19 protein-coding genes and 2 tRNA genes are annotated in these 25,778 nt (G+C 41.8%); 12 read left to right on the top strand and 9 right to left on the bottom strand.

Annotated features, from left to right (window positions below; all coding sequences use genetic code 11):
* Positions 1–33: 33 nt before the first annotated feature.
* Positions 34–276 carry a cytochrome b5 domain-containing protein gene (locus R2Q80_RS05640; RefSeq protein ID WP_316798664.1) on the top strand — a complete coding sequence of 81 codons (243 nt, stop codon included), beginning with the start codon at positions 34–36 and terminating at the stop codon, positions 274–276.
* On the opposite strand, the gene R2Q80_RS05635 is transcribed toward R2Q80_RS05640, so the two are convergent.
* Entirely contained in the window at positions 263–1,090 is an 828-nt protein-coding gene (locus R2Q80_RS05635) for an AraC family transcriptional regulator (protein ID WP_316798663.1), read from the bottom strand. The two genes, R2Q80_RS05640 and R2Q80_RS05635, sit on opposite strands and share 14 nt — an antisense overlap.
* Positions 1,091–1,175: 85 nt before the next feature.
* Here R2Q80_RS05635 and R2Q80_RS05630 point away from each other — a divergent pair, with 85 nt between their 5' ends.
* From R2Q80_RS05630 to R2Q80_RS05620, 3 genes are read left to right on the top strand one after another with little or no spacing between them, the layout of a single operon-like run.
* Positions 1,176–2,510: a TolC family protein gene (locus R2Q80_RS05630; RefSeq protein ID WP_316798662.1), complete on the top strand. Its 1,335-nt coding sequence runs from the start codon at positions 1,176–1,178 to the stop codon at positions 2,508–2,510.
* A gap of 2 nt (positions 2,511–2,512) precedes the next feature.
* Entirely contained in the window at positions 2,513–3,571 is a 1,059-nt protein-coding gene (locus tag R2Q80_RS05625) for an HlyD family secretion protein (protein WP_316798661.1), read from the top strand.
* Positions 3,564–5,159 carry an MFS transporter gene (locus tag R2Q80_RS05620; protein ID WP_316798660.1) on the top strand — a complete coding sequence of 532 codons (1,596 nt, stop codon included), beginning with the start codon at positions 3,564–3,566 and terminating at the stop codon, positions 5,157–5,159. Before R2Q80_RS05625 ends, R2Q80_RS05620 begins: the two co-directional genes overlap by 8 nt.
* Positions 5,160–5,229: 70 nt before the next feature.
* On the opposite strand, the gene R2Q80_RS05615 is transcribed toward R2Q80_RS05620, so the two are convergent.
* Positions 5,230–6,150, bottom strand: coding sequence for a PfkB family carbohydrate kinase (locus R2Q80_RS05615; RefSeq protein WP_316798659.1), 921 nt, complete (start codon positions 6,148–6,150; stop codon positions 5,230–5,232).
* A 143-nt stretch (positions 6,151–6,293) separates the two neighbouring features.
* Here R2Q80_RS05615 and R2Q80_RS05610 point away from each other — a divergent pair.
* The 4 genes from R2Q80_RS05610 (at position 6,294) to R2Q80_RS05595 (ending at position 8,329) form a co-directional block, all read left to right on the top strand.
* Positions 6,294–6,367, top strand: a tRNA-Asn gene (locus R2Q80_RS05610).
* Positions 6,368–6,438: 71 nt separating this feature from the next.
* Positions 6,439–6,512, top strand: a tRNA-Asn gene (locus tag R2Q80_RS05605).
* Between the two features lie 321 nt (positions 6,513–6,833).
* Entirely contained in the window at positions 6,834–7,472 is a 639-nt protein-coding gene (locus tag R2Q80_RS05600; RefSeq protein ID WP_316798658.1) for a hypothetical protein, read from the top strand.
* A complete protein-coding gene (locus R2Q80_RS05595; RefSeq protein ID WP_316798657.1) occupies positions 7,469–8,329 on the top strand; it encodes a nucleotidyl transferase AbiEii/AbiGii toxin family protein in 861 nt (286 codons plus the stop codon). Before R2Q80_RS05600 ends, R2Q80_RS05595 begins: the two co-directional genes overlap by 4 nt.
* Positions 8,330–8,706: 377 nt before the next feature.
* Here R2Q80_RS05595 and R2Q80_RS05590 read toward each other — a convergent pair whose 3' ends face one another.
* Positions 8,707–9,306 carry a hypothetical protein gene (locus R2Q80_RS05590; protein ID WP_316798656.1) on the bottom strand — a complete coding sequence of 200 codons (600 nt, stop codon included), beginning with the start codon at positions 9,304–9,306 and terminating at the stop codon, positions 8,707–8,709.
* A gap of 6 nt (positions 9,307–9,312) precedes the next feature.
* Positions 9,313–9,726, bottom strand: coding sequence for a hypothetical protein (locus tag R2Q80_RS05585; RefSeq protein ID WP_316798655.1), 414 nt, complete (start codon positions 9,724–9,726; stop codon positions 9,313–9,315).
* Between the two features lie 36 nt (positions 9,727–9,762).
* Here R2Q80_RS05585 and R2Q80_RS05580 point away from each other — a divergent pair, with 36 nt between their 5' ends.
* From R2Q80_RS05580 to R2Q80_RS05565, 4 genes are all read left to right on the top strand, one after another.
* Positions 9,763–9,906 carry a hypothetical protein gene (locus tag R2Q80_RS05580; RefSeq protein WP_316798654.1) on the top strand — a complete coding sequence of 48 codons (144 nt, stop codon included), beginning with the start codon at positions 9,763–9,765 and terminating at the stop codon, positions 9,904–9,906.
* A 154-nt stretch (positions 9,907–10,060) separates the two neighbouring features.
* Positions 10,061–10,837: a GDSL-type esterase/lipase family protein gene (locus R2Q80_RS05575; protein ID WP_316798653.1), complete on the top strand. Its 777-nt coding sequence runs from the start codon at positions 10,061–10,063 to the stop codon at positions 10,835–10,837.
* Between the two features lie 288 nt (positions 10,838–11,125).
* On the top strand, positions 11,126–14,437 hold the full coding sequence (locus R2Q80_RS05570; RefSeq protein WP_316798652.1) for a TonB-dependent receptor: 3,312 nt from the start codon (positions 11,126–11,128) through the stop codon (positions 14,435–14,437).
* Positions 14,438–14,460: 23 nt separating this feature from the next.
* Positions 14,461–16,236, top strand: coding sequence for a RagB/SusD family nutrient uptake outer membrane protein (locus R2Q80_RS05565; protein WP_316798651.1), 1,776 nt, complete (start codon positions 14,461–14,463; stop codon positions 16,234–16,236).
* An 87-nt stretch (positions 16,237–16,323) separates the two neighbouring features.
* On the opposite strand, the gene R2Q80_RS05560 is transcribed toward R2Q80_RS05565, so the two are convergent.
* The 5 genes from R2Q80_RS05560 to R2Q80_RS05540 all read right to left on the bottom strand — a co-directional run bounded on the left by R2Q80_RS05560 (position 16,324) and on the right by R2Q80_RS05540 (position 25,566).
* Complete coding sequence (locus tag R2Q80_RS05560) at positions 16,324–17,979, bottom strand: arylsulfatase (protein ID WP_316798650.1); 1,656 nt, start codon at positions 17,977–17,979, stop codon at positions 16,324–16,326.
* Positions 17,980–17,996: 17 nt separating this feature from the next.
* On the bottom strand, positions 17,997–19,652 hold the full coding sequence (locus R2Q80_RS05555) for an arylsulfatase (RefSeq protein WP_316798649.1): 1,656 nt from the start codon (positions 19,650–19,652) through the stop codon (positions 17,997–17,999).
* A 23-nt stretch (positions 19,653–19,675) separates the two neighbouring features.
* Positions 19,676–21,154 (bottom strand): RagB/SusD family nutrient uptake outer membrane protein, encoded by a 1,479-nt coding sequence (locus R2Q80_RS05550; protein ID WP_316798648.1) that lies wholly within the window; start codon positions 21,152–21,154, stop codon positions 19,676–19,678.
* 11 nt (positions 21,155–21,165) lie between these two features.
* Positions 21,166–24,291 (bottom strand): TonB-dependent receptor, encoded by a 3,126-nt coding sequence (locus R2Q80_RS05545; RefSeq protein ID WP_316798647.1) that lies wholly within the window; start codon positions 24,289–24,291, stop codon positions 21,166–21,168.
* A 138-nt stretch (positions 24,292–24,429) separates the two neighbouring features.
* Positions 24,430–25,566 (bottom strand): formylglycine-generating enzyme family protein, encoded by a 1,137-nt coding sequence (locus tag R2Q80_RS05540; RefSeq protein ID WP_316798646.1) that lies wholly within the window; start codon positions 25,564–25,566, stop codon positions 24,430–24,432.
* Positions 25,567–25,778 lie beyond the last annotated feature (212 nt).

The raw sequence follows: 25,778 nt of genomic DNA, 5'->3' as shown, positions 1-25,778 counted from the left end.
TGATTATATCTTTAGCATTTTAGAATAAATTAAATGGATTTACCGGTTTATACCAAACAACAGCTTGCTTTAAGAAACGGCCAAGATAAGCCGCAAATATGGGTGGCCTATAAAGGTTTGATATATGATATGACCGATAGCCGCTTATGGCGAAACGGTAAGCATTACGAGCACTGGGCTGGTCAGGACCTGACGGACGAATTGCCAGATGCGCCACATACCGATGCTGTATTTGAAAAGTTCAGCCCTGTTGCAATACTGGCTATACCAGGTTGATTTTGCTTAGAGTAGCCAATTTCAGGTCTTTAAACTCTGAGGGTCGCTTGCCAACCATTTTATAAAATGTGTTACTGAAAGATGAAATGCTGTTATAGCCAATATCATAGGCAATTTCGCTTATGGTGAGTTCGGTTTCGAGCAACATCTCCATTGCTTTTATCATTCTCGCCAGTTTTAGGTACTGGAAAAAAGACGTATCCATAGCCGATTGAAATAAACGTGATAAGGTACGCTCACTAAATCCATTTGCTTTTCCAACACTCTCCAGACTCATAGTATCATTTGAAAGGTTGTCGATAATATATTTTAGTACTGGTCTTAAACGCTGATTTTCGGTAGTGGGGAGTGCAATGGGTAAGGGATGCTGACTCACTTCAGGCAGAATGTTTTTCAGTGTATTTAAAAAATCATATTCTTTGGTTTCCGGCTCAATATTTCCATTCCATCGTTCCGAATATAAAAACATTTCGAGCAGGAGGTTATTCACAGGGTAAATGCCAATCTGATTATAGAACGGATTTTCATTATCTGTGAGGGTATCAAAATAAATATTACGTACCACAGCTGCATGATACCGGTGTTGTAAATGGTGTTCTGTCCCAGCCGGAATCCACACGTAATGCCTGGCGGGCAAAAAGTAAGACTTTTCTTTGGTGTATAAAAAGATAATGCCTCCTTCTACGTAAGTCAATTGTCCTTTAGTGTGAGTATGGTCTTGAAATCGATCTTCGAACCTGCTGTGCCAAACGTACATGGTTTGTGGTTTTTCTTCGATTGCAAATAAAAGGTCTTCGTTGCTAACTTTTAACATTTGGCCGGTTTGAATAAATATCTGTCACTTTAGATAAAACAAAGAAACAAATCTCTATCGAAATTTGCGTCATTAATTAACAGGTATGAATTTTATAGCATATAAAAGAATGTTTTGGATGTGCATGTCCTTTCTTTTATTATCCAATTTTTTACATGCACAAACCGCTCCTTCGGATCATATTACCATTAATGAAGTTTGGGCGCTTGCAGACAGTAACAGTAAAAAAAATCAGTTACACGAATTAGCCGCTCAGGCGGCAGAAGCACATATTAAAGTGAGTAAAGCAGAGCGGCTGCCAGAGGTTTCAGCGGCAGGTACCTATGCACATGTGCTTCCGTTGCCCATTTATGACAGCGGTTTGTTTCATACGCCATCGCAGTTTGAAGTTGCTCCAACGTATTATAAAGCGGGAGCTGAAGCTTATGTAAACATTTATAACGGTGGGAAAACCAATACTGAAATTGAAGCCTCCAAGGTAGAAAGTGAGTTAAGTAATGTGCAGAGGCGCCAAAGCCTTCAGGAAATTCATTATACTGCTGCTGTTTATTTCTATGATGTTTTTCGCAATATATCCTACAAAGGTTTGCTGGAGCAGGATATCCGTGACAGAGAAAAGCAACTTGCCGAAATCGATCAGCTTTATAAAAACGGAACCGTTTTGAAAAGCGACGTACTGAGGGCTGAGCTGCGTTTATCAAAGCAAAAAATGCTCCTTACAGAAATTGAAAACAGTATCAGAATTGCGAAGCAGAAACTCAATATTTTAATTGGAAGACCTGATGATGCTGCTTTAACACCTGAGGTTCAAGAGGCTGAATCCGCTGCAGTTGCTTTAAAACAGATTGAAGATTATGTTTCAGATGCAAAAAATTCTTCGTTTAAAATTCAGTTTTCGGAAAAGGAACAGGAGTTGGCTAAGCTTAAATTAAAGAACGTTAAATCTAATATTTTGCCAACCCTGGGCTTCTTTGGAGAATATGCTTACGCTTACCCTCAGATTCAGTTTTATCCTTATGCGCTTTCGCTGTACAGCAACGGGATGTTTGGCTTGAAGTTAAAGATTCCAATATCATCCTGGTATACCAATCAACATAAAGTTAAAGAAGCACAGATCAGGTTAAAGCAACAGGAGGTTGAGGATGAAGATGTGAGGGACAATATCAGGCAGGAAGTGCAGGAAAATTATATCCGTTACAAGGAATCATTGCAGCGGATCAGTCTGGCAGAAGAAAATATCAGACAGGCCACAGAAAGTTACAGGATTGTTCAGAATACTTATTTCAATCAACTTTCACTATTAACAGATTTGCTAGACGCAGAAACACAGGTTTTACAATCGAAATTCGAATTGACCACTGCAAAAGTAAACGCCAGAATTCAATACTATCAATTACAAAAAGCTGTAGGAAATTTATAAAAATGAAAACACAAACACAAAATAAGGCAGATAAAATGATCAGTAAGATTACCACGATCATAGCATTCATTGTTCTTGCGGTTTTGTTAGTATGGGGCATTAAAACGCTTCTCGGCTATTTAAAATATGAAGAAACCAATGATGCTCAGGTAGATGAGTATATTAATCCAGTTACTGTGCGGGTAAGTGGCTATATTAAATCGGTTAAGTTTGAGGAGAATGAAGAGGTTAAAAAGGGCGATACACTGGTTTTGATAGATGACGACGATTACACCGTTCAGCAGGATGAGGCCTCTGCTTCGCTGATGAATGCAAAAGCTCAGGTCTCGGTTCAGCAGAGCAATATCAAAACGGCTCAAAGTGCCGCTTCAGTTGCTCAGGCCAAAATTGCTGCAGCTAAAGCGAAACTATGGAAGGCTGAAACGGATTATAACCGATACAAAAAACTTTTTGATGCCGAGTCTGCTACCCGTCAGCAGCTGGAAACCATCGAAAGTACTTTACAGGTTGCTCAGGCTGAGTATCAGGCTGCGAAAGAAGATTATGTTACAGCAATTTCAAAGACCAATGATATCAAGGCGCAAAGTGACGTGCTTGAATCAGAGATCAAAAGGAGGGCGGCTGTTGTGAAAAGAAATAACCTGAATACATCCTATACGGTAATTGTTGCGCCTTATGATGGGAAGATGGGGCGCAGAAACATTCAGGCAGGGCAATTGGTTCAAAGTGGACAAACAATCGCTTATATTGTGGATAGAAGTGCCGGTAAATGGGTTGTTGCAAATTTTAAGGAAACACAGATTGCCAAAATGCATGTGGGCGAAAAGGTTAATGTAGAGGTTGATGCTTTTCCAAATGTGCTTTTTTCAGGTGAAATAGAGTCATTATCGGGTGCAACAGGTTCGAGGTTTTCATTGCTTCCTCCAGATAACTCGACAGGAAACTTTGTGAAGATTGCACAGCGTATCCCTGTTCGAATCAAACTGTCAAATACCGGGAAGGATTTTGGTTTGTTAAGTGCCGGGATGAGTGCAAGTGTTAAAGTGAAGAGAAATGACTAAGGTGTTGTCCATATTTAAGGCAAGAGTACCCGAATGGTTGGTGTTAACCAGCATTGTATCGGTATTGCTGTCATCGGTTTTGCTTTTTGCATTATCTACTGCTGATGGTATTGCTGCCGCAGGATATTACGGCGCTGAGCCTGCTGATGTACAATTTTCATTATTGATGTTTTATGCTGCTGTAGCGAGTTTTGCGGTAGTTGAACGACGCTTTTTTGCCCGTGTGGTGACGAAGGATTATTTGCTGATTTGTGTAATATTGGAAATTGCCATTGCCTATTGCTGTTACCATACGCGAATTATGGGTATTGTATTTGCACTCCGGTTTTTACAGGGGGTTGTAAATTGTGGAATTACCAGTATTTCTTTGAATTTGCTTTTTAGTCGCTTAAAATCTGAACATGCAAAGGAAATTGGTTATACTATATTCTACGGGATGATTCTTTGTGTTTCACCTATTACGGCTTTGTTTTCTGTACCTATCGTTGAGAGTTTTGAATACAATGTGGTGTATAAGGCCATTATTTTTTGTTTTTTACCCAGTGCTGTTTTACTTTTCAGTGTAATGAACCGGGTACATGTGCTGAGGAAAATGCCATTGTATCGAATCGACTGGATGAGTTTTGTGTTGTTTTCGGTTATGCTGGTCCTAATTGCCTATGTACTGGTGTATGGCCAGGAGCGGGATTGGCTTGATGATCCGGGTATTGTAGCATCAATTGTGGCCATTGTCACTTTGGGGCTCACTTCCATTTTAAGGCAGAAGACATTAAAAAGGCCGGCGATAGATTTGAGTGTTTTTAAGTCCCGGAATTTTTCAATCGGGATCGTGTTTCTGGTTATTTTGTATATTATTCGCGGTGCTTTCTCCCTAACCTCATCCTACTTTATTAATGTATTGGGTATGGATTCATTACATGCCAATGAGATTATGCTTTTCAATATTGCTGGCGTTATTTTCGGTTCTGCAATTGCCATAAGGTTTTTAACCCAACAAAAACATCTGCGGGTTTTGTGGGTAACAGGTTTCACCTTGCTATTCATATTCTTTCTTTGGATGTGCTTACTTTTTGCCAGTGAAGCGGGAACTAATAACTTCTATATTCCTTTGTTTTTGCAGGGCCTAGGTGCTGGGATGGTGATGTCGCCCATAGTGATGTTCATCATGTCGTCTGTTCCAGATAGTATGAGTCAATCGGCATCTTCTGTTGGGGTATTTGTGCGGTTTTCGACGTTTAGCTTAAGTCTGGCATTTATTAATTTTTATCAGATTTATTTCAAAGGAGAGCACAACAACGAATTGCGCGGAAACCTTTCCATGATTGATTTTACACTGGCAGATCGGTTGAAAATTTTTCAATCGGCTTTAACAGCAAGGGGAATGCCGAGGGATGAGGCCGGGAAGGCAGCCATTGGATTACTTAACAAGGCAGTGCAGAAGCAAACTTTTTTGCAGTTCTGCGTAAGTTATTATGAATGGATTGCTGTGCTTTGCGTAGTAAGTATTATTTTGATTGCGTTGCAACCTGTTATCAGTCGTACTGTAATCAACCTCAGGAACAAGCATCCCGCAGCAGCAGGATTTTAAAAAGTAAAGCCGCAGATTCACAGATGATATCTTATCGCTGTGAATTTGCGGCTAACATGATGTAATGAAACTAAAGCTCGATAGTAAAGGCGCTTAAGTTTACAAACTGTTGAATTCTCTCTGCAACTTCTTCTTCTGTTAAGTTTAATAACTTCTCAGTACCAAACTTTTCTACACAGAAAGAAGCAAGGGCCGACCCATAAATAATGGCATTTTTCATGTTATTAAAATTGATGGTTCCAACTTTTGCTAAATAGCCAATAAAACCACCTGCAAATGTATCACCTGCACCGGTCGGATCAAATACTTCTGCCAAAGGTAAAGCTGGTGCCGAGAAGATCTGATCTTCGTGGAATAACAATGCGCCATGCTCACCTTTTTTAATGATCAGGTATTTGGGGCCCATGGTCAGGATTTTTTTAGCTGCCTTAACCAGAGAATATTCGCCTGATAACTGACGGGCTTCCGCGTCATTAATCGTTAAGACATCAACAAGTTTGATGGTTTCCAGCAAATCATCCATCATAATATCCATCCAGAAATTCATGGTGTCCATCACGATTAATTTCGGGCGGTTTTTAAGACGTTTAATCACGGTTTGCTGTACCTGTGGTGTCAGGTTGCCTAACATCAGGTATTCGCAATCCTGATAGCTCTCAGGGATAACCGGATCAAAGTTTTCCAATACATTTAATTCAGTAATTAAAGTATCGCGGCTGTTCATATCGTTATGGTATTTTCCCGACCAGAAAAAAGATTTTTCACCAGCTTTTATCTGTAATCCTTCGGTATCAATTCCATGTTCGGTAAAGGTGTCGATATCGGCTTTTTGGAAATCATCTCCAACAACGGCAACGATTTTTGCTTTATTATAGAAATATGAAGCAGCTAAACTTGCGTAAGTTGCGGCACCACCAACAATTTTATCCGTTTTTCCGAAAGGAGTTTCAATAGCATCAAAAGCTACAGTACCTATGATTATCAGGCTCATATATTTTATATTGAATTTTTTTAAAAATTTTTCACTGCAAATATTGCATAAATAATTTAAAAGCCCTAATATTGCATTCCCAAAACGAACGAGTTGATATTCGCCCAAAAGCTTTAAGAAACTTGTTTTTTTGGTAGCCGGATTCCTTCTTAGCTCAGCCGGTTAGAGCATCTGACTGTTAATCAGAGGGTCGCTGGTTCGAGCCCAGCAGAAGGAGCAAAATCCTCACAGCAATGTGGGGATTTTTTATAACAAAGTTGCCAAAGGATTTTGGTGGAAAAAAAATATTCCTTCTTAGCTCAGCTGGTTAGAGCATCTGACTGTTAATCAGAGGGTCGCTGGTTCGAGCCCAGCAGAAGGAGCTCAGATTTTCAAGTCCGAAAATCACATGAAAACCCCATTTCTAGTTAATAGGATGGGGTTTTTTATTTCCATAATAGGAAGTTTCCTACCTCCATTTTGTCTTAACGACACACGATAGCTTCCGTCTATTAAAGCGGAGGCTCCAGCCATCAGCTTGTCTTAGTAGTTTCCATCTTTTAATTCAGTATTATTGTTGAATAAACATAAGATAAACGAATAATGTCCGTTTATCTTGTTAATATTTTGCATATTTAAATGTTTTATGTAACTTTAACATAAGATAAACGAAATTAAGCCGTTTATCTCATTGATATTTTACAATGGATATTCAGACAGCACTAAGAGAGTTATCTAACCAACCGCTGACCCACCAGCTACTGGCTGGCCTTTTGAAAGACTATAAACGGCCAAATGATAAGATACTATCTTTAAAAGCAGATGGTCTGATCGAACCGATCAAAAAGGGACTTTATATAGCAGGTAGGTCTCTTGGTGCTGAACGGCCTGAAAGCGCTCTGCTTGCCAACCATATACTCGGACCAAGCTACCTTTCAATGGAAAGTGCGCTCGCCCATTACGGGCTAATTCCAGAAAAAGTGTTTGCGGTAACTTCAATGACTACAAAAGCATCGAGGAAATTTCAAACCAGCATTGGACTATATAGCTATACCAACCTGCCATTGCCTTATTATGCATTCGGCCTTGCCACTGTGAATCTGTCTAAAGATCAGCAAGCCATAATGGCAACCCCCGAAAAGGCCCTATGCGATAAAATAGCTACAACAGCAGGCATAACCTTAAGAAGCCAGTCTTCTACAAGGGACTATGTTTTTGGAAACCTGAGAATGGAAGAAGAAGATCTCGCTAAGTTTAATCTAAATGCGATGTTAAGCTGGCTGGAAAATGCACCCAAAAGGGAAAGCCTGGAAATGTTAATCAAAATGATTGAAAAATTATGATAAAGGAATGGCTCGAAGATTATCATCCCGCAAACAGGGAGGAAGCTAAAGATGCATTGAGGGAAATCATGCAGGAGATTACCCTGGCTGGACTTAACCGTGCTGGTTTTTTCGAAAAAGCGGCATTCTATGGCGGAACTGCCCTTAGGATATTCTATGGGCTAGACCGATTTTCGGAGGATCTGGATTTTTCGTTGCTTGTCGTTGATCCAGATTTTTCGCTGGAAAAATACCAAGATGCTATCATAAACGAGTTCGCCGCACTAGGAATGCAAGTATCTATTTCGGAAAAACAGAAGGCAGCGAAGAGCAACATCAACTCAGCCTTTCTAAAGTCGGAAACCATTTGGAAGGAATTGGTGTTGGAGGGTGTCATCCCACAGAACGGACTTAAGGAAGTAGCCAATATCAAGATAAAGATAGAAGTGGATAGAGAACCGCCATTGGGCTTCTCTACCGAACAAAAATTATTGCTTCGACCTTTTTCATTTTACGTGAAGTGCCTGTCGCTTCCCGATCTTTTTGCGGGAAAAATGCATGCATTGCTTTTTCGCAAGTGGGGCACAAATGTAAAGGGACGGGACTGGTATGATATGGAATGGTACATCAAAAAAGGATACCCCCTCAATCTCGACCATTTCTTGCTAAGGGCAATCGATAGCGGTGACTGGAAAAAAGAGACCATCAACGAAGAGGAGTTCAGGAAATTATTGGGCGAAAAGATTGAAAGGGTTAAAATGGACTTTGTCAAAGCTGACATCTCCAGATTTATAAAGGATCCAAAGGTACTTGAAATATGGTCCCCAAGTTATTTCCACGACTTGAGTGCAAAACTAAAAATCAAGACATCTAGTTAAGCTCTGGGCCTCGGTTTGGAAAAATTAAATCCCGAAATATTCCACATACCTGGATACAGCTCACCGGTCAGGACAAGCTGGTTTACTTTGTTCAGCCCGCAGGCAGGGCCGAGGAATTTTTCAGAACCATGAATAACCTCAAACACGCTCCAACCCAAAAGGAGGTTGACGAAATTCATGAAAGCTGTGGAATGAAGGTTGTTGGCCCCCACTCACTTTGTAACCGATAAAGCCGCATTAGGAGTTGTTTTTTGTTAATGGTCGGACTGATGATCAAAGCGTTAAAGTTATTTTGATGAAAAAAATGACATCTGAAAGTTGCAGAAGGTATGTAAGCCTGATGCATGTGTTTTGAATCTTGATTTAAATAGTCCTTTTTAATTACAATATTTTAAGAGCAATTCATTTGCGGTGTTATTACCGAGTTGCCTGATCTTTTTCCAGTCTTCACAGGCACCTTCCATATTGCCCAGCATCTGCTTACAAATCCCGCGGCGGTAAAGATTGCTGACATCATTAGGGTTTGCCTCAAGTGATTTATCGTAATGATACAAGGCAAGTGTATAATCTTTTAGCTGGTATGCGTCATTTGCAGATTTCGAACTAAAATAAGAAGGCATCGCCACACCTATACTCAGGTATTTCAATGATATATTCATCAATACTTTAACAGCTCTTCCGTTGTGATATGCCGGTAACCACATTCCGGCGGCCGAGTTGAAAGCTTTCCGATATTCTTCGTCGTACTTTTTGCTGATGCCCTGAAGGATTCTCAGACTATCAGGTTTACCATTTTCGTTGATGATAAAGGTAGAAATGAGTTCCACATCTTTTGGGTTCAGGTTCTTTTTACCAATTTCCAGCTGTAAATACCGTTGAAAGGAAGAGCCTTTAAAGGATGCATATATTTTTTGTCCCGATTTATATACTGTATCATTTTCTTTAATGCTGAAAATATCATCAGCTTTTAACGGCATACTTCTCTAAACCAGTTTTTCATTGTAGAAAGTGTATTGCAGAGACATTGCATCATCAAGTGCCCCGGTAGCCGAAGCGCTAACTAACACCATCTTATTATTGTCCCATTCCATGATTCTCAAAGTATTGATCACCGAACCTTCAAGGGTTTTAATCATCAAACGGTTGCCCGATACCTGATAGAGATATTCTAAACCTTTATCGTTATAAGCTGATGAACTACCAAATTCTCCGGTTGGGGTAAAGGTATATTTTACATATGTGTATTTCAGGATGTTGTCATCAGGGAGATCTTCCCCGCTCAGGTAATTAATCTTTGCCGCTACGTAAGAACTGTTGAGTTTATTCTGAGCAAAAAGGTTAATGGAAAAGAGCAAAAAAGCAATCAAAACTTTAACAAAGATTAATCTATACTTCATAACAGATCATTAATTTTCAAATGTAAAATAATGCAAATGAATTATCCGCAAACCTCACCGAACTTTTCCAAAAGGATTCCAACGACCGCGCTTATTGATGCCATAAAAGCGACGGAAGTAATGATTAAACAGGTTTTTGCAGAGCTGACCGAGGATATGCTTGCAAAGGAATACCCTTAACTTATACTCGATGAAACAACAACAACGGTCTTTTTCATGATCCATCTGTATGGGCAATCCAGTTATCAATTGGGAATAGGCCGTTGCACAATACCGCGGCAAGGAAAAAAATTAATACATTCGGTTAAAATCGATTCCGGCCAATATGAATAGAATGAGCCTTTACAAATTGTTTTTTTTATTTGCGGTAATATGTTTAACCGTTTCAGCCGCTTTTCGTTTAAAAGAGAAGAACAATTACGATATCATTTTTATCGGCGACAGTATTACAGAATCGCGGATGGTAGAAAATGCCGGCACTTTCGGTCCTGCGGCTATTGCAACAGATTATTTAAAGGTTTCAGGAAAGTTTCAAAATGTCCGATTCAGCAATCAGGGACACAGCGGCTATACAACGGTCGACTTTTTGCCCGTTACCCATAAGGCATTTCCGGGGCTGGTAAAAGCTGCAGATGCTTTTTTTGCTGAAAAAAATGCCGGCTTGGTTTTTAGTATTATGCTGGGCACCAACGACAGCGCAGAGAAGGGACCTAATGGATCTCCCGTTTCCGCTGAGACATATCGCTCTAATTTAAAAACCCTGGCCGACACGCTACTGAGCATGTACCCTAATGCTAAAGTTGTATTCCATACACCGATTTATTACAGTGACAGCACACAAAACCGATCCATATATCTCCGTGCAGGAAGAGCAAGATTGCAGAGCTATTTCCCTCAGATCAGGTCTTTGGTTAAGGCATACAAGCAAGTGCAGCCAGGGCGGGTTTACCTTGGCGATGAAGATGCATATCCATATTTTAAGAAAAGCTACCTCAGCGATATGAATGAAGAACATGGCCCCGCCGGTACATTCTATCTTCATCCAAACAAAAAGGGGGCACAGGCGCTTGGTACGTTTTGGGGAAAAGCATTAAGCAGAATTCTTAAATAAGAGAAAACACAGCTCTTTAATACCTCACCAATCTTCTTTTGCTCTACCGCGGTACAATTCTGCTTTCACAGAACAGATTTTGCGAAATTCAATTTTAGTACCACTTACCTGATTCAGTTGAGGACCTTAGTTTTCCGAAAGATTTAGAATTTTCATCCCTTTTATTAAGGATTTTCACCCTACTCCTTTTATGATAATGATCAAATTTGGTATAACAAGCAATTTATGATTGCAGCAATTCGTAAGCCTTGCTTGAGGTATAACCAAATTAACCAACATTAAACTAATATGATCAAAATTTACAAAAAGGGTTACTTACATCCTAAAAAAAATGAGAGCTTATCGCGCATGAGGTGCGTATGGCTTGGAATCGTCTTTGTTTTATGCACGGTAACTCATGTTTTGGCACAGGAAGCTAAAATTTCAGGGACTGTTAAAGATGAAAAAGGGGAAACCTTACCAGGAGTAAGTGTTAAGGTAAAAGGTAGTACGGTGATTACTGTAAGCGACCCAAAAGGTAACTACAGCATTATAGCGCCAAAAAATGCGGTGCTTTTGTTTTCATATGTAGGCTATCAGGCGCAGGAAAAGCCGGTTGGCACTGGTGTAGTGATAAACGTTACCATGCTTCCTGAAGCCGGTTCATTAAGTGAAGTGGTTGTAGTAGGCTATGGAACGCAAAAGAAGGTGAACTTAACAGGATCTATTGCAACAATAAGCGGTAAGGATATCGAAAACAGGCCGGTTGCCAATTTGTCCAATTCTCTTGCAGGCTTGGCTTCAGGTTTATACACGAATCAATCTTCAGGACAGCCAGGGAGTGATGCATCGAGTTTGTCCATACGCGGGCTAAGTACGCTTAGCAGCTCAAGTGTTCTGGTCTTGATTGATGGCATTAGCGGTTCTATCGATGCAGTGAATCCACAGGATGTGGAAAGTGTAACGGTGTTAAAAGACGCTGCATCAACCGCAATTTACGGTTCGCTTGCTGCAAATGGAGTGATACTGATTACGACTAAAAAAGGATCAGGAAAACCAACATTGAGTTACAGCGGTATATTTTCTTCCACCCGACCTTCACAGCTGCCAAAATTCGTAACCAATAGTGTGGATTATATGCGGTTAATCAATGAGGCTTCAGCAAACATCGGTGGGGCAGTAATCTATTCCCCGGATATCATCCAACCCTACATAGACGCGGCTTCTAACCCTGATGGTACAACTGCCCAAGGTATACCAAATGATGTTGCGTATGCCAATACAGACTGGGCTAAAACCACCATAAACCGAAGCGCATTGCAAAACAACAATATTTCATTAAATGGTAAATCGGAAAGCACTAGCTATCTTCTTTCCCTCGGTTACATCAATAATCCCGGAATAATCGACAATACCGCCTATAGCGATTACCGTTTCCGCATCAATCTGGAAACAAAGATCAATGATTACATTACTGTTGGCACCAACACATTTGGCGATTTGGGTAAATACAGCCTGACCAATGTTTCAGACTTTCTGAATTTCCTCAGACAGATTGCACCTATGGCATATCCCTATTACGATGGTTATTATGGTATAGATCCGGTACCTGTAAACGGGAGTACAGGTAATGTGCTTTCACGTTTGCGAGGAACAAAAGGGAACCGGATTTCCACAAATATCAGTAGTACCTGGTACGTGAAAGCCAATCTCGCTAAAGGGTTAACGTTTGAACCAAGAATTAGTTATGCACCCAAATTTAATGAAACCAATAGCTTCACCGATCCCCAATCCTTGCGTTTTAAAAACTTTCAAACGAATGCAATTACGCAAAGTAATGATCAAGCCGATCCGGTTAATTCCACAACAGCTAATACCTTCAGCAAATCTTACAACATGACAATGGAAAGTCTCCTTCGGTATAATACTAATTTTGGAGAAAAACACCATCTTGGTTTACTTGCGGGGTATAATCAATACAAAGTTTATGCTTATGCAACCAGTATTACCGCCAAAGGATTAGTTGATGGTTCTGTAACAGCAATCAGCACAGCCAGTTCTTTTCCAACCAATCCAACAGGTAGCGCGGGCGACAACTATGCTTTCCGATCATTTTTCGGCCGCTTGAATTATAGTTACGTAGACAAGTATTTGTTTGAGGCAAATCTGAGACGAGATGGATCCTCTAAATTCGGACCGGTAAATCAATTCGGATATTTTCCTTCTTTTTCGGCAGGATGGAACTTAGACAAAGAAGCATTTTTGAAAAATTTCCTGGAAAAAATAAAAGTTAATACATTCAAGATTAGGGCTTCATGGGGAAGGGTAGGTAATGTAGCGTCAGGAAATTATGACTGGCAATCGTTGTACTCTACAACCAGTGCTACCACAACGGCATACTCACTTAATGGTACGTCAGTAGTAGGATTGTACACTTCCAAAATAGGGAATCCCGCATTACATTGGGAAACCACTGAAGAAACTGATTTTGGAATTGACCTGACTGCGCTAAAAGGATTGAGCTTTACCGCGGATTGGTTTAGTAAGAAAACATCGGGAATCCTTTTTCTTCCGACAATTGATATCACCCACGGTATCGCTACCGCTCCCACAGTTAATCTGGCAGGCGTAAGTGCCAAGGGAATAGAATTTACATTGGGCTGGCAGGGTAATAAAGGCCAGTTGCATTACAGTGCTACAGCTAACCTGGCATACTATTACAAAAATCAGGTGACAAATTACAAGGGATTAATCGCCACTACATACGGTGTCAATGCAGTTAACGGCAGTGTTTCCACTTCGAACAATATTTCAGCGGTTTCCAGTGGTGGTAATAACCGTGTTGTAGAGGGGCATTTGATTAATGAGTTTTATTTGCAGACCGTTTACAAAGGCTCAGGTACCTACACTACATCGTCGGGTGCGGTTGATCCGAAAGGAGGACCCAAAGATGGTATGATCAGAACGGATGCTGATTTGAACTGGGTGATTGCCATGAAGGCTGCCGGTTATAGTTTCGGCCCTGTGAATACCGTTGCGACAGGAAATCTATACAAGGGTGATTTGCTTTACTCAGACAACAATAATGATGGTGTTTATGGTAATGCAGGAGATGCACAATTTCAGAATTACTCAACCTTGCCAAAATATGTGTTCGGCCTGAACCTGAACGCGAGCTACAAAGGTTTTAATCTTTCAGTCATTCTGGCAGGTGGAGCAGGAATGAAGTTTTATACCAATTACGCTTACATCAACAGCTCATTTGTGCGGTTGGCTTCCAGCATTCCTCAACAAGTAGCAGATGATCATTACTCGGCAAGCAATCTGAACGGATATTATCCGAGGATAAAAACAGCCGATGTAATTAATGATGTCGCCAGTGACTTCTGGTTGAAAAACGGGTCATATATAAAGATCAAAAATGTTCAGCTAGGCTATACCATTCCCGAAAGTTTAATGAGCCGCCTGGGAGGTGTAGTGAAATCTCTCAATTTCTATGTTACCGGTGAAAATATATTAACCCTTAGTGCTTTTAAACTTGGAGACCCTGAACAAGGTAGCCTGGGAACGCCTTATCCGATCATGAAACAGTTTTCTTTAGGTGTTAATGCTAAATTTTAAGTACAAATAATCATCACACGATCATGAAAAAAATAATACAAATATTCGTTGTTGCTTTGGTATTTGTAAGCAGCTGCAAAAAGAATTTACTAAATACGGTGCCAGATAATCAATTGTCATCAAAAACGATGTGGACATCCGATGCATCGACCATAGAAGGTGTAAATGGTGTGTATGCCGCGCTGAGGGGTGGAACGAAAAACGGGGAGGGCGATATGCTTTATGAACTATACAGTACTGACCGGTACGGCTATACTGGTCAGGCCTATTTCGCTACTGATCTTACCGCAGGAACTGCAACGCCAAGTTTGTCGCTTTTCAGCACCGCCTGGCAGGCATTATACGAAGGCATAGCACGGGCGAACGATGCGATTAAGAATATCCCGCTTCAATCGCCGTCTACAGCGGTAAAAAAAGCGCAGTATGTGGCAGAATGTAAGTTTTTAAGGGCCTATTTCTATTACCGTTTAAATCAGGTTTTCCAGGGGGTTCCCATTTATCTTGAACCTACGGAATACGATAAATTCAATAAGGCCCGCAGCACTACAGATGAAGTTTGGACAAGCATTATCACCGATCTTACCGATGCGATCAATGAGACTAATCTGCCTGGTAAATACGCCGCAGGGTCTGGTGATTACGGACGTATAACTAAAGGAGCAGCCTATGCGTTACGTGGAAAAGTTTACATGTATCAGAAGAACTGGGCTGCTGCTATTGCAGATTTTCAGCAGCTACCACGCTTAGGATTTGCTCTATATACAGGGGCGGGCGCAGACAGTTATAATCAGCTGTTCAAGCTGGCTAATGAGCAGTCGCCGGAAATGATTTTTTCGATGCAGAATATAGATCTTGCTGGTTATGGTTCGGATATCAGTTTTTATAACGGAACCAGAGCTGCGAATGGATCTTGCTGGAGTTACTACAATGCATCGCCCTACCTTGCGGATCTTTACGAGAATGTTGATGGCTCTAAATTTAACTGGGATACTGTTATTCCTGGCTATTCTGCACTAACACCAGCACAGCGCGAAGTCTATTTTATTCGTGACGGTGCAACAGCTGCGGAATTATCGGCTGCTGCTACGAGAGGGGCACAGGTGTCGCTATATCTGCCAGCTGGAAACGAAGCCAGGATACTCAGGGCATACGCCAACCGGGATCCTCGGATGAACCAAAGTTTAATTACCCCTTACAGTACATTTTTCGGTCCGAATACAGTAGCCAAATACTGGCGCTGGCCATATCGGGCAGAGACGGCACCTTCGTTCGATATCAGGGCAGACAATACAGTTGGTTTTTATTACTACCGGAAATTTGTGGAAACCGGTACCGCTGAGACCTGGGTGAGGACCCAAACGCCGGTTGATTTTCCGATTATTCGCTATGCTGATGTGTTGCTGAATTGGGCAGAGAGCGCGAACGAAGTATCAGGAGTAACACAATCAACCGTAGATTTGGTTAATTTAGTGAGGTCCAGAGCAGGAGTTGCTTTATTACAGATTACCAATGCTGCATTGCCTACTTATGTGAGTTCGCAGGCAGACCTTCGGGAGCGGATCAGAAATGAGCGGAGGATTGAATTTGTGAATGAAGGCATCAACTATTTCGACGAACTACGTTGGGGTACCTGGCTGACCAATAAATTCAAAGCGAATAACGGCGCGTTATATCCATGGGGAAAACCCTATGTTACTTATGTTAAGCAAGGCGATTACATAACAGCCTGGCCAATACCTAACTCTGTTGTGCAGATTACTGGCGGCAATGTAAAGCCCTCTCCTGGCTGGATATATTAAGTGCCAGAAAAAACATTCAGGTTATTTTACAAAAAAAGCAACAAGGAATTTCCCTGTTGCTTTTTTTTTGTACTTCATCTGCCAAATTCAGAATCCGAAACCGCTGGGGCCAACGGGATCCTGAATTTTACTTTTCCTGAAGTCCTTCATCGATTGCGGTTCTTTATCTTCAAGCGTGCTGAAATCTACTACACCGGTTTTCTTTGCCCAGTCAAAATATTTAACTGATAACTGACTAACCAGCTCATGGTTTTTCGCTGCGAGATTTTGAGTTTCACCTCTGTCATTCTCGAGATTGTATAACTCCCAGCTGTAGCTTGGCCAATGTGATACCAGTTTCCATTTACCAGATCTTACTGCCCTGTTTCCTGCCCTTTCCCAAAATAAAGGCTCGTTTCGCTGAACAGTATCCTGTTTGCTAAATAAAACAGGCAATAAACTCTTACCCGGAAGCGCGTTTGGTACTGTCTGATTAAATTTCTTAGGATATGCGGCGCCTGATAGTTCGTAGAAGGTTGGTGCTAAATCGATAATATGTCCTGTGCCTTTTCTGATTTGTCCGGCTTTAATTTTCGATGGAAACCAGGCTATAAAGGGAGAGCTGATTCCACCCTCATACATGTCATCTTTAAAGGCAAGAAACGGCGTATTGGAAGCATAAGACCAGTTTTTGCTTTGCGATTCGTACGACCCGATAGTACCTACAGGCCCTGTGTTTCTGATGGCTCCGTTATGCCATTTTATCATCTCCTCTGCGGGAGCACCATTGTCGGATATAAAGACGATCAGGGTGTTCTGGTCTGCTCCGCTTTTTTTCAACTGTTCCAATACCTTGCCAATTCCCTGATCCATCCGATCTACCATTGCAGAGAAGACTTCCATCTTAGTGGCCCATTGATGGCGTTGATCATAAGAAAGCTTACTCCAGTCGTAGATGTCATCATTTTTAACTGATGGAGTGGTATTGTCAGCTACAATTCCCAGTTGCTTCTGTTTAGCAAAACGCGTTTTTCTTAATTCATCCCAACCTTTGTCATATTTGCCTTTGTATTTGGCTATATCTTCAGGCAGGGCATGTAAAGGCCAATGGGGCGCGGTGTAGGCTAAATAAAGAAAAAATGGTTTGTCTTTTTTTGCTTCTTCAGCAATATAAGTTACTGCCTGTTCGGTTACCACATCTGTTTGATAAAACTTCCCGGCTTCCAAAGGGTAAGGTTTTCCATCCAGCATATAAGGCTGTTTCTTTCCGCCATTAAAGTCGCCCTGATCGAAGTAACTGCCATTATTGGCCATCAGACTTCTGTCGAAGCCTCGTTGCCATGGGAAACTTTGATCTTTTCCTGAAACATGCCATTTACCCGAAAGCAACGTGGTATACCCGTTACTTTTGAGTACTTCTGCCAGGGTTAGCGATTCCTTATTCAGGTATCCCTGATAGGCCGGCAAACCCAAGTCGTTAGCGAAGTAACCTACGCCAGCTTTGTGTTGATACTGCCCTGTGAGTAGAGATGCCCTCGTTGGAGCACAGATGGAATTGTTATAAAACTCTTTCAGTCTGATACCTTGATTCGCTAATTTATCCAGATTCGGGGTTTGAATCTCAGATCCATATGCTCCTATATCCGAATGGCCTAAATCATCAGCTAAAATAAGGATGATGTTTGGGTGCTGTTTTTTTTGTGCATTGGTATTGAAGGAATTGATTAGTGTCAAAGCCAGCAATATTAAAAATGAATTCTTCATCGCTTTTAATTTATTGATTAATTTCTTCTTTCTCTCGCTGCTGAGGCTTGTTGCCTGCCAGGTTGAACAGTTGCTTTGGGGCGGAGGATATTGTAATCTACAACGTCATTTTTCTGAGCCCATTGGGCATATTCCAACTTAAGTTTATCTACAATTTCGGGGTGTTTTGCTGCGAGGTCATTATTTTCAGCCCTGTCTTTTTCAATATCGTACAGCTCATATTTGCCTCCATTGGTGCCTATTGAAACCAGTTTCCATTTTCCATCACGAATGGCTTTGTTACCACCCCTTTCCCATGCCAGTGGTTCTTTTCTCTGGATTTCTTCAGCATTTCCGGTCAACAGCGGAAGCAGACTCTGGCCCGCTAAAGGGTTTGTTTGTACGCCATTAAATGTGGCTGGATATTTGGCTCCTGCCAGTTCGTAGAAAGTAGGTGCCAGATCGATGATGTGTCCGGTTCCTTTTTTGATTGTCCCTGCTTTAATTTTTGAAGGAAACCAGGCAATAAATGGGGCACTGATGCCACCTTCATAGGGCGTAGCTTTATAATTGCGGAGAGGTGAATTGCCGGTTTGTGACCAGTTGCTGTTTTGGGTTTCATAGGAACCAGGGGCACCTACTGTTTCTGTAATGCGCTGGCTATAAGGTCGTGTTCCGTTGCCACCCTGAGCGCCGTTATCGGAAATGAAAATGATTAAAGTATTATCGTCTTTTTTAAGCTCTTTCAATTTACTGCGGAGCTTGCCTATACTTTGGTCTACATGATCGATCATGGCCGCAAAAACGGCCTGACGAAGTGACCAGTACTGTTGTTCATCGTAGGTTAGTTTATCCCACGGCTTCACGTCGTGATCGTGTGAGGTAATTTTTTGATCCGCAGAAATGACACCCGCTTTAATGGCATTTTGATAACGTTGTTTACGGAGCGAATCCCAGCCAAGTTTGTAGGTGTCTTTGTACTTTTCAATGTCGGCTGGTAAGGCTTGCAGAGGCCAGTGGGGTGCGTTAAAAGCCAGATATAGGAAAAACGGTTTTTTATCTTTATCCGACTGGGAAATGAAATTCAGCGCGTTATTGGTAATCTCATCTGTGAGGTATTTCCCCGGTTCCAGGTAAACCGGCTTGTTGTTTCTGACTAGTGGAACAGTTGGATTTTGCTGATCGGCAATTTCATAGTAATTGCTTGCACCACCGATGAAGCCAAAGAACTGATCAAAGCCACGTTGATTTGGCCACTGGTCTTTGTCGTCGCCAACATGCCATTTTCCCGACATTAACGTAGTGTACCCGGCATTGCGCAAAACCTCTGCAAGGGTCAAACTTTCTTTATTGAGAAAGCCCTGGTAGGCTGGCAGACCTAGGTTAACGTTAAAATAGCCCACGCCAGCTTTATGTTGGTATTGACCCGTCAATACGGAGGCCCTGGTGGGGGCACATATCGAGTTGTTATAGAATTCCTTGAGTTTTAATCCTCCCTTTGCGAGTTCATTCAGGTTAGGAGTCTGGATTTCATTTGCACCATAAGGCCCGGTATCTGAAAAACCTAAATCATCTACGAGAATGAGAATGATATTTGGTTTCTTTTGTTGTGCAAAACTAGTTGACACCGTTAATCCGATTCCTGCGATTAATATTGCCGCCCTGATGGCGGATTTACTGATTAATATCTTCATGTTTTTTTTGCATTGAGGGTTAATTAATATCCCACCCAATCAGGGTGCTGTTTCAGTTTGGGGTTTAGGTTAATTTCCCTTAGCGGAGTAGGGAAGTGGATGTGACGTTTAGCTGCGAGTGTTTTTCCTGCAGCCTTCAAAGTTGCGATATAATAATCAGCGCCTCGTCTAACCAGGTCAAACCAGCGTTGATATTCATAAACGAATTCTTTGCGGCGCTCCAGGAATACAGCGTCTCTAAAATCACTTTCGTTTAAAGCTGGTGAAATGTCGGCAAGTTTCGCAATACGTGCCCGTTGGCGAACAAGGTCGATAGCAGCATAAGCGTCGGCATTTGGCCCATGATTGATTTCATTAGTGGCTTCTGCATAGATTAATAAAACCTCTGCATATCGGATAATTGGCGTGTTTTTAGACGACTGACTTTGATTGCCGATCACAGCGGGATCGTAATATTTATTAAACTGTGGCGCGAAGGTATATAGCTTGCCGTCTGTTGGGCTCACCAATTGCGTTACAAAAGTCACTGCTTTTCGCGTATCTTCATTTGCATAGGTATTATAAAGCCCTCCTGCGGTGTGAAGTGCATCGGCGTAATCACCATTAATTCCAGGTACATCTGCCGAAGCTGATCTGCTTGCAAGGCTATTGCCCTGGTAGCCTGAATTTCCCTGGAATTGTGCTGAAAAGATGTGTTCCTTTCCGTTTTTGGTAGCTACATTGAATACATCAGCAAAATTATCGAAGAGACTATACCATTTGCTATCAATCACTTCTTTGCTTTTGGCAGCAGCATTTGACCAGTCTTTTCGTGTGAGATAAACTTTCGATAGCAGGCTTTTAGCGGAGCCCGCTGTTGCACGGCCAATATCCTTTGCTGTTTGTTGCAAGGGGGTGGGTAAGGATTCGGCGTCTTTTAAATCTTTAATGATTTGTGCGTAAACATCTGCTTCCGGTGATTTCGCGATATAAAGACTTTCAGGGCTTAAGCTCGTGGTTTCTTTTAGTATGAGCGGCACATCGCCAAACCACCGCACAAGATTAAAATAATGCAGTGCTCTCAAAAATTTTGCTTCATTAATCAGTTTCGCTCTTGATTGCTCACTAATCTGGCTGGCATCAATCAAAGCAATTTTTTCGATAGCAATGTTTGAAACGTTGATGGCGTCGTAACTTTGTTTCCAGAGTTGTTCCATTCTGTCATTTGATGAATCGTGTGTGAGCCCTGAAATTGCCCGTACATGGGCATTTCTTGCCCGTGGTCCGGCTTCGTAGTCATCGGTAGCCATTTCAACTCCTATCTGGAGCAGGCTGTTGTAAAGCGACTGACCACTATCATATAATTTTCGGTAAGCGGCGGTAACAGCAGCGGTGGCTTGTGACTCATTTTGATAAAATTCGCTGGTTACCAATATCGATTCGGGCTTTTCATCAAGTTTGCTGCAACTCCACACCGTAAGCAAACTAACAGTGAAAAGGTACAATATTATATTCTTTCTCATATCTGATCAGGTTATAGTGTGATTTTTATTCCGGCGTAAATGGCTCTGGAAACAGGGTAAATCCCTGAATCTGTTCCGGGAGAAACATTGCTTCCTGATGTAATTTCAGGATCAAATCCGGTGTATTTTGTCCATGTCAATAGATTCTGACCGCTTACGTAGAAATAGATGTTATTTATTTTAGCCTTTTGAGTAAAAGCTTTGGGTAAGGTGTAGCCTAGATTCACATTCTTTAATCTAAGGAAAGAACCGTCCTCAATAAACCGGTCTGAGAACACAGGCGCAGGATCCAGTTTTGCTCTTGGAATAGTTTGGCTTGGATTTGTGGGTGTCCATCGATCTAATGCCGATGCTGAAGCGTTCTGCTGTCCGGTGAACAATTCCAGTGTTTGCTTATTGGCATTCAGGATCTGGTTGCCATAAGCACCCTGGATAAATATAGACAAATCGATACCCCTCCACTCAAAGGTGTTGGTTAAACCGAAGATAAAATCTGGTTGGGCGTTGCCAATAATGGTTCTGTCTAATGCCGTAGTGAAAGTACCATCGCCATTTAAATCTTTATATATTCTGTCACCAGCCTTAGGAACGGCGCTTCCGGTGTATTTACCTTTGGCAGCTTCTTCACCCGTTTGCAGAATTCCATCTGTGACTGTTCCATAGAAACTTCCCAATGGCTCACCAACACGTATGATGTAGTTGCCAGTGATATAGGATGTTGCGCCATTACCAATGGTTAATACCTTATTCCTATTTACAGAAAAGTTTACATTTGTGTTCCAGGTAAAGCCATCGGTTAAATTTCTGGTGTTCAATCCAATTTCAAAACCTTTATTGCTTACTGATCCGAAATTCTGTAAAACGGAAGTCTGTCCGGTAGTCCAGGGCAATTCTACGTTCAGTAATAAATCAGTTGTTTTTTTGTAATAGGCATCCAGTGTGAGTTGGATACGGTTGTTGAACAGGCCAATGTCTAAGCCTGTATTGTATTGGTAGGTTGTTTCCCAGCTTAACTGATCATTGGCAATTCGAGTTGGTGCGAAACCGGTAAGAATATTCCCGCCAATGATGTAGGTATAAGTTCCCAAAGTAGCCAGCGACTGATATTCTCCAATTTCAAGGTTCCCTGTAGTACCAAAGCTTGCACGGAGTTTTAAATCGCTGAATGTTTTAAGCAAAGGCTGGAAGAATTTTTCACTGCTTAGCTTCCATGATAAGGCGGCAGAAGGAAAGTAACCCCATTTATTGCCCGCACCGAATCTCGATGAACCATCAGCACGTAAACTGGCAGTTAAAAAGTATCTGCGATCGTAGTTGTAGTTTATACGGCCGAGGTAGGAATGAAGAATCCATTGTGAGGCGTCTGAAGCCGGGCGTACAAGGGTTGATCCACTTTGCAACGAATTGTAGCTCAGGTCGTCGAGTATGAAATTTTGCGCTCCTGCATTGAATTCTTCAATCCGGTATTCCTGTTGTGTAAAGCCTGCCAATAAATCAAAGTTGTTTTTGCCAATGGTTTTATTGTAAGTGATCGTATTTTCATTTAGCCATGAATACGAGTTTAAAGCACCTCTGGCGGCAGTTCCGTTTGTCAGGCTACCTTCGTAAATTGTAGCCGGGATATAACTTTTTTCAACACCATTATTTATATCAGTACCAAATAATACTTTCACATTTAATCCTGGGATGATGGTGTATTCTGCGAAGGCCGTCCCCAGTAAGCGGTTGGTGGTTGATTTATTAACTTGTTCATTAAGGGAAGCAATGGGGTTTGCGAAAATGTTCTCGAATGGGTTTCTGAGTGTGTAAGTCCCGTTAGGCTGATATACGCTTGCAGTTGCAGGCATGGTGAGTAAGCCACTAATGATACCAGAAGGAGAGAGGTTCGCATCAGATTTACTGAAATTCAGGCTGGTGCTGATTTTCAATTTTTCGAATGGATTGGCATCAACATTCGCTCTGAAACTCAGTCTGCTAAAATCCGTATTCTTAACAATCCCATCCTGGCTGAAGTAATTTCCCGAAAGGAGATATCTTGTTTTTGAATTTCCTCCACTTACGGAAAGGTTGTGGTTTTGGGTATTTGCAGATCTGAACGCCTCATCCTGCCAATCGGTACCTGCGCCGAGATTATTAATCTGCGCCTGACTCAGGTACTGAAAACGACCGTTTGCAGGCGTTGCATCATATAAGGCGTCGTTGCGCAGGATGGCAAAGTCGCGGGCGTTTAATAAATCAATTTTCTTGCGTAGCGACTGCACACCGACACTGCCTTCGTAATTGATTGCGGCACGATCTGCCTTGCCTTTTTTTGTAGTTACGATCACAACACCGTTTGCCCCGCGGGATCCATAAATGGCAGTTGCAGATGCATCTTTTAAAATATCAATGGTTTCGATATCTGCTGGATTAATGCTGGATAAGGGATTGATTAACGTACCGCTGACTACGCCAGACGTGGTTGGACTATTATAGACCGGGAATCCATCGATCACATACAGCGGTTCATTTCCTCCCTGAATTGAGCTTCCTCCCCTGATTCGAATACTTACGCCGCCTCCCGGCTGACCTGAAGTTTGTGTAACCTGTACGCCTGCTGCGGCACCTTTCAGCGCCTGATCCAGTGACGATACCGGCTGCTTTAATGCTGTTTGTGAAATCGTTGAAATTGATCCGGTCAAGTCGCTCTTTTTTTGAGTACCATAGCCCACTACAACCAGGTCGTTGAGGTTATTGGCGGTTTCTTCCAATTCGATATCAAGGTGTTTACCTGTTGCTATGACCTCGGTTTTTTTATATCCAACGTAGCTTACCAATAAGGTATAGGGGAATTTCTGCCCGGTTACAAAGTTGAATCTACCCTGGTCATCTGTTACTACTTCGTGTGTGGTGCCCTGAATGTGTACAATTGCGCCCGGAATAGGCTGTTTGTCTTTCGCATCCAGTACCCGCCCGGTGAGGGTTGAATTAACCAGAGGCTGGGTTTTGATTTGTGCCTGGGCATACACGACGCACAGGCTAAAAGCCATTGCGGCAAGCATTGGCTTTTTGATTTCTTTAAACCTGTACCTCAGTTTGTTGAAACTATTTCGCAGCACAGATTGAAAGGTCGTCCCGACCTTTTCATTTATTTGCATATCTTTAATGGGTTTATTTTGTCAGTTGGAACAGGCGCCAACGCCAATTGATAGCCTGTTTCATTAATTTGAACCTGGGAGGGATGCATTGCATTCCTCTTCTTTTGTATTAATTGATTTCTGTTGATTCCTCCTTTCTTATTTGTCTGCAACACACCTGAATCCAAGGTGTTCCATGCTGCTGTCTTCTGTAGTTTTCATTCTTCTTGCTACCCGATATCCCGAACAATAGCTGTCGTTACATAAAAACGAGCCGCCCCTGATCACGTGTTTTACGGCATAAGGCTCGTCCGGATCAAACGATGTAGCAGGGCCTTTCGGGTTATTTACACCATCGGGTTTATTAATTGTTGCATAGTAATTACTGTCATAGTAATCGGCACACCATTCCCACACATTCCCGGCCATGTCATATAAACCGTAAGCATTTGGTGCAAAAGATTTTACCGGAGCACTGAGGTAAAATTTATCGGTAAGGGTATTTTTATAAGGGAAATTACCCTGCCAACTGTTGGCTTTCGGTTTGCCCGTATTTACTGACTCATTTCCCCAGGGGTAGATATTGTTTTTTAAACCGCCTCTGGCAGCCCACTCCCATTCAGCTTCAGTTGGTAAACGCTTTCCTGCCCATTTAGCATAGGCCAGTGCATCTTCAAAGGAAATATGCACCACCGGATAATGATCTTTCCCTCTTATATTACTTTCTGGCCCTTCGGGATGTTTCCAGTCAGCTCCTTTCTGCCAGTTCCACCACTGCGAATAGTTATTCAGGTCGACCTGGGTTTTTGATGGTTTGAAAACCAAAGATGCCGCAACCAGTACGCTATCAGGTGGCTTAGGGGTTCCTGGCGGAACCTGATGCTTCAATTGCTCCCAGTCAGGTTTTCGTTCGGCAGTAGTTTTATAATTAGTAGCCTGAATGAATGCTGCAAATTGTGCATTGGTTACTTCAGTCTGGTCGATCCAGAAGCCTGAAACCTTAACCCTGTGTTTTGGAAATTCATCTGCTGAGGCTTGTTTATTATCTCCTCCCATCTGAAAATCACCATCTGGAATCCACACCATATTTTGATGACTAGTTTTATTTGCCTTACCGGCAGGAACTGAATTTGTTGCCCCGCTGAACCTGGATGGAATATTGGATTCACAGCAAATGGCAACGTTTTTATTGAATGCATTTGTTGCACCTGCGGTGGATTTAGCCTCTTTCATCTGGTGACAAGATGTGAGGGTGTAAAACATGGCTATGCCCAGGCATAATATACTTCTTTTCAATATTTTAGGTTTATAGGTATTGTTTTTGATTAAGCGAAGAGAAATCTATAGTATTAAGACCCCGGTTAATCACCGGGCTATCGGATTTATCTTCTTAACAACAACACATGTTTGCCATTCGCATAGAAAATATGGAATTCTTTATGGAATCAGGGGGGATGATGGCACCGTGAACTGACATGGTTTATTGGTTTTTAATCGGTTATCTTGGG

Origin of the sequence: Pedobacter frigidisoli (genome assembly GCF_032678525.1) — a bacterium.
In the GTDB taxonomy this organism is placed as follows: Bacteria; Bacteroidota; Bacteroidia; order Sphingobacteriales; family Sphingobacteriaceae; genus Pedobacter; species Pedobacter frigidisoli_A.
Note: the sequence above shows the minus strand (reverse complement) of the source record. Positions and strands in the feature narration are given on the sequence as shown.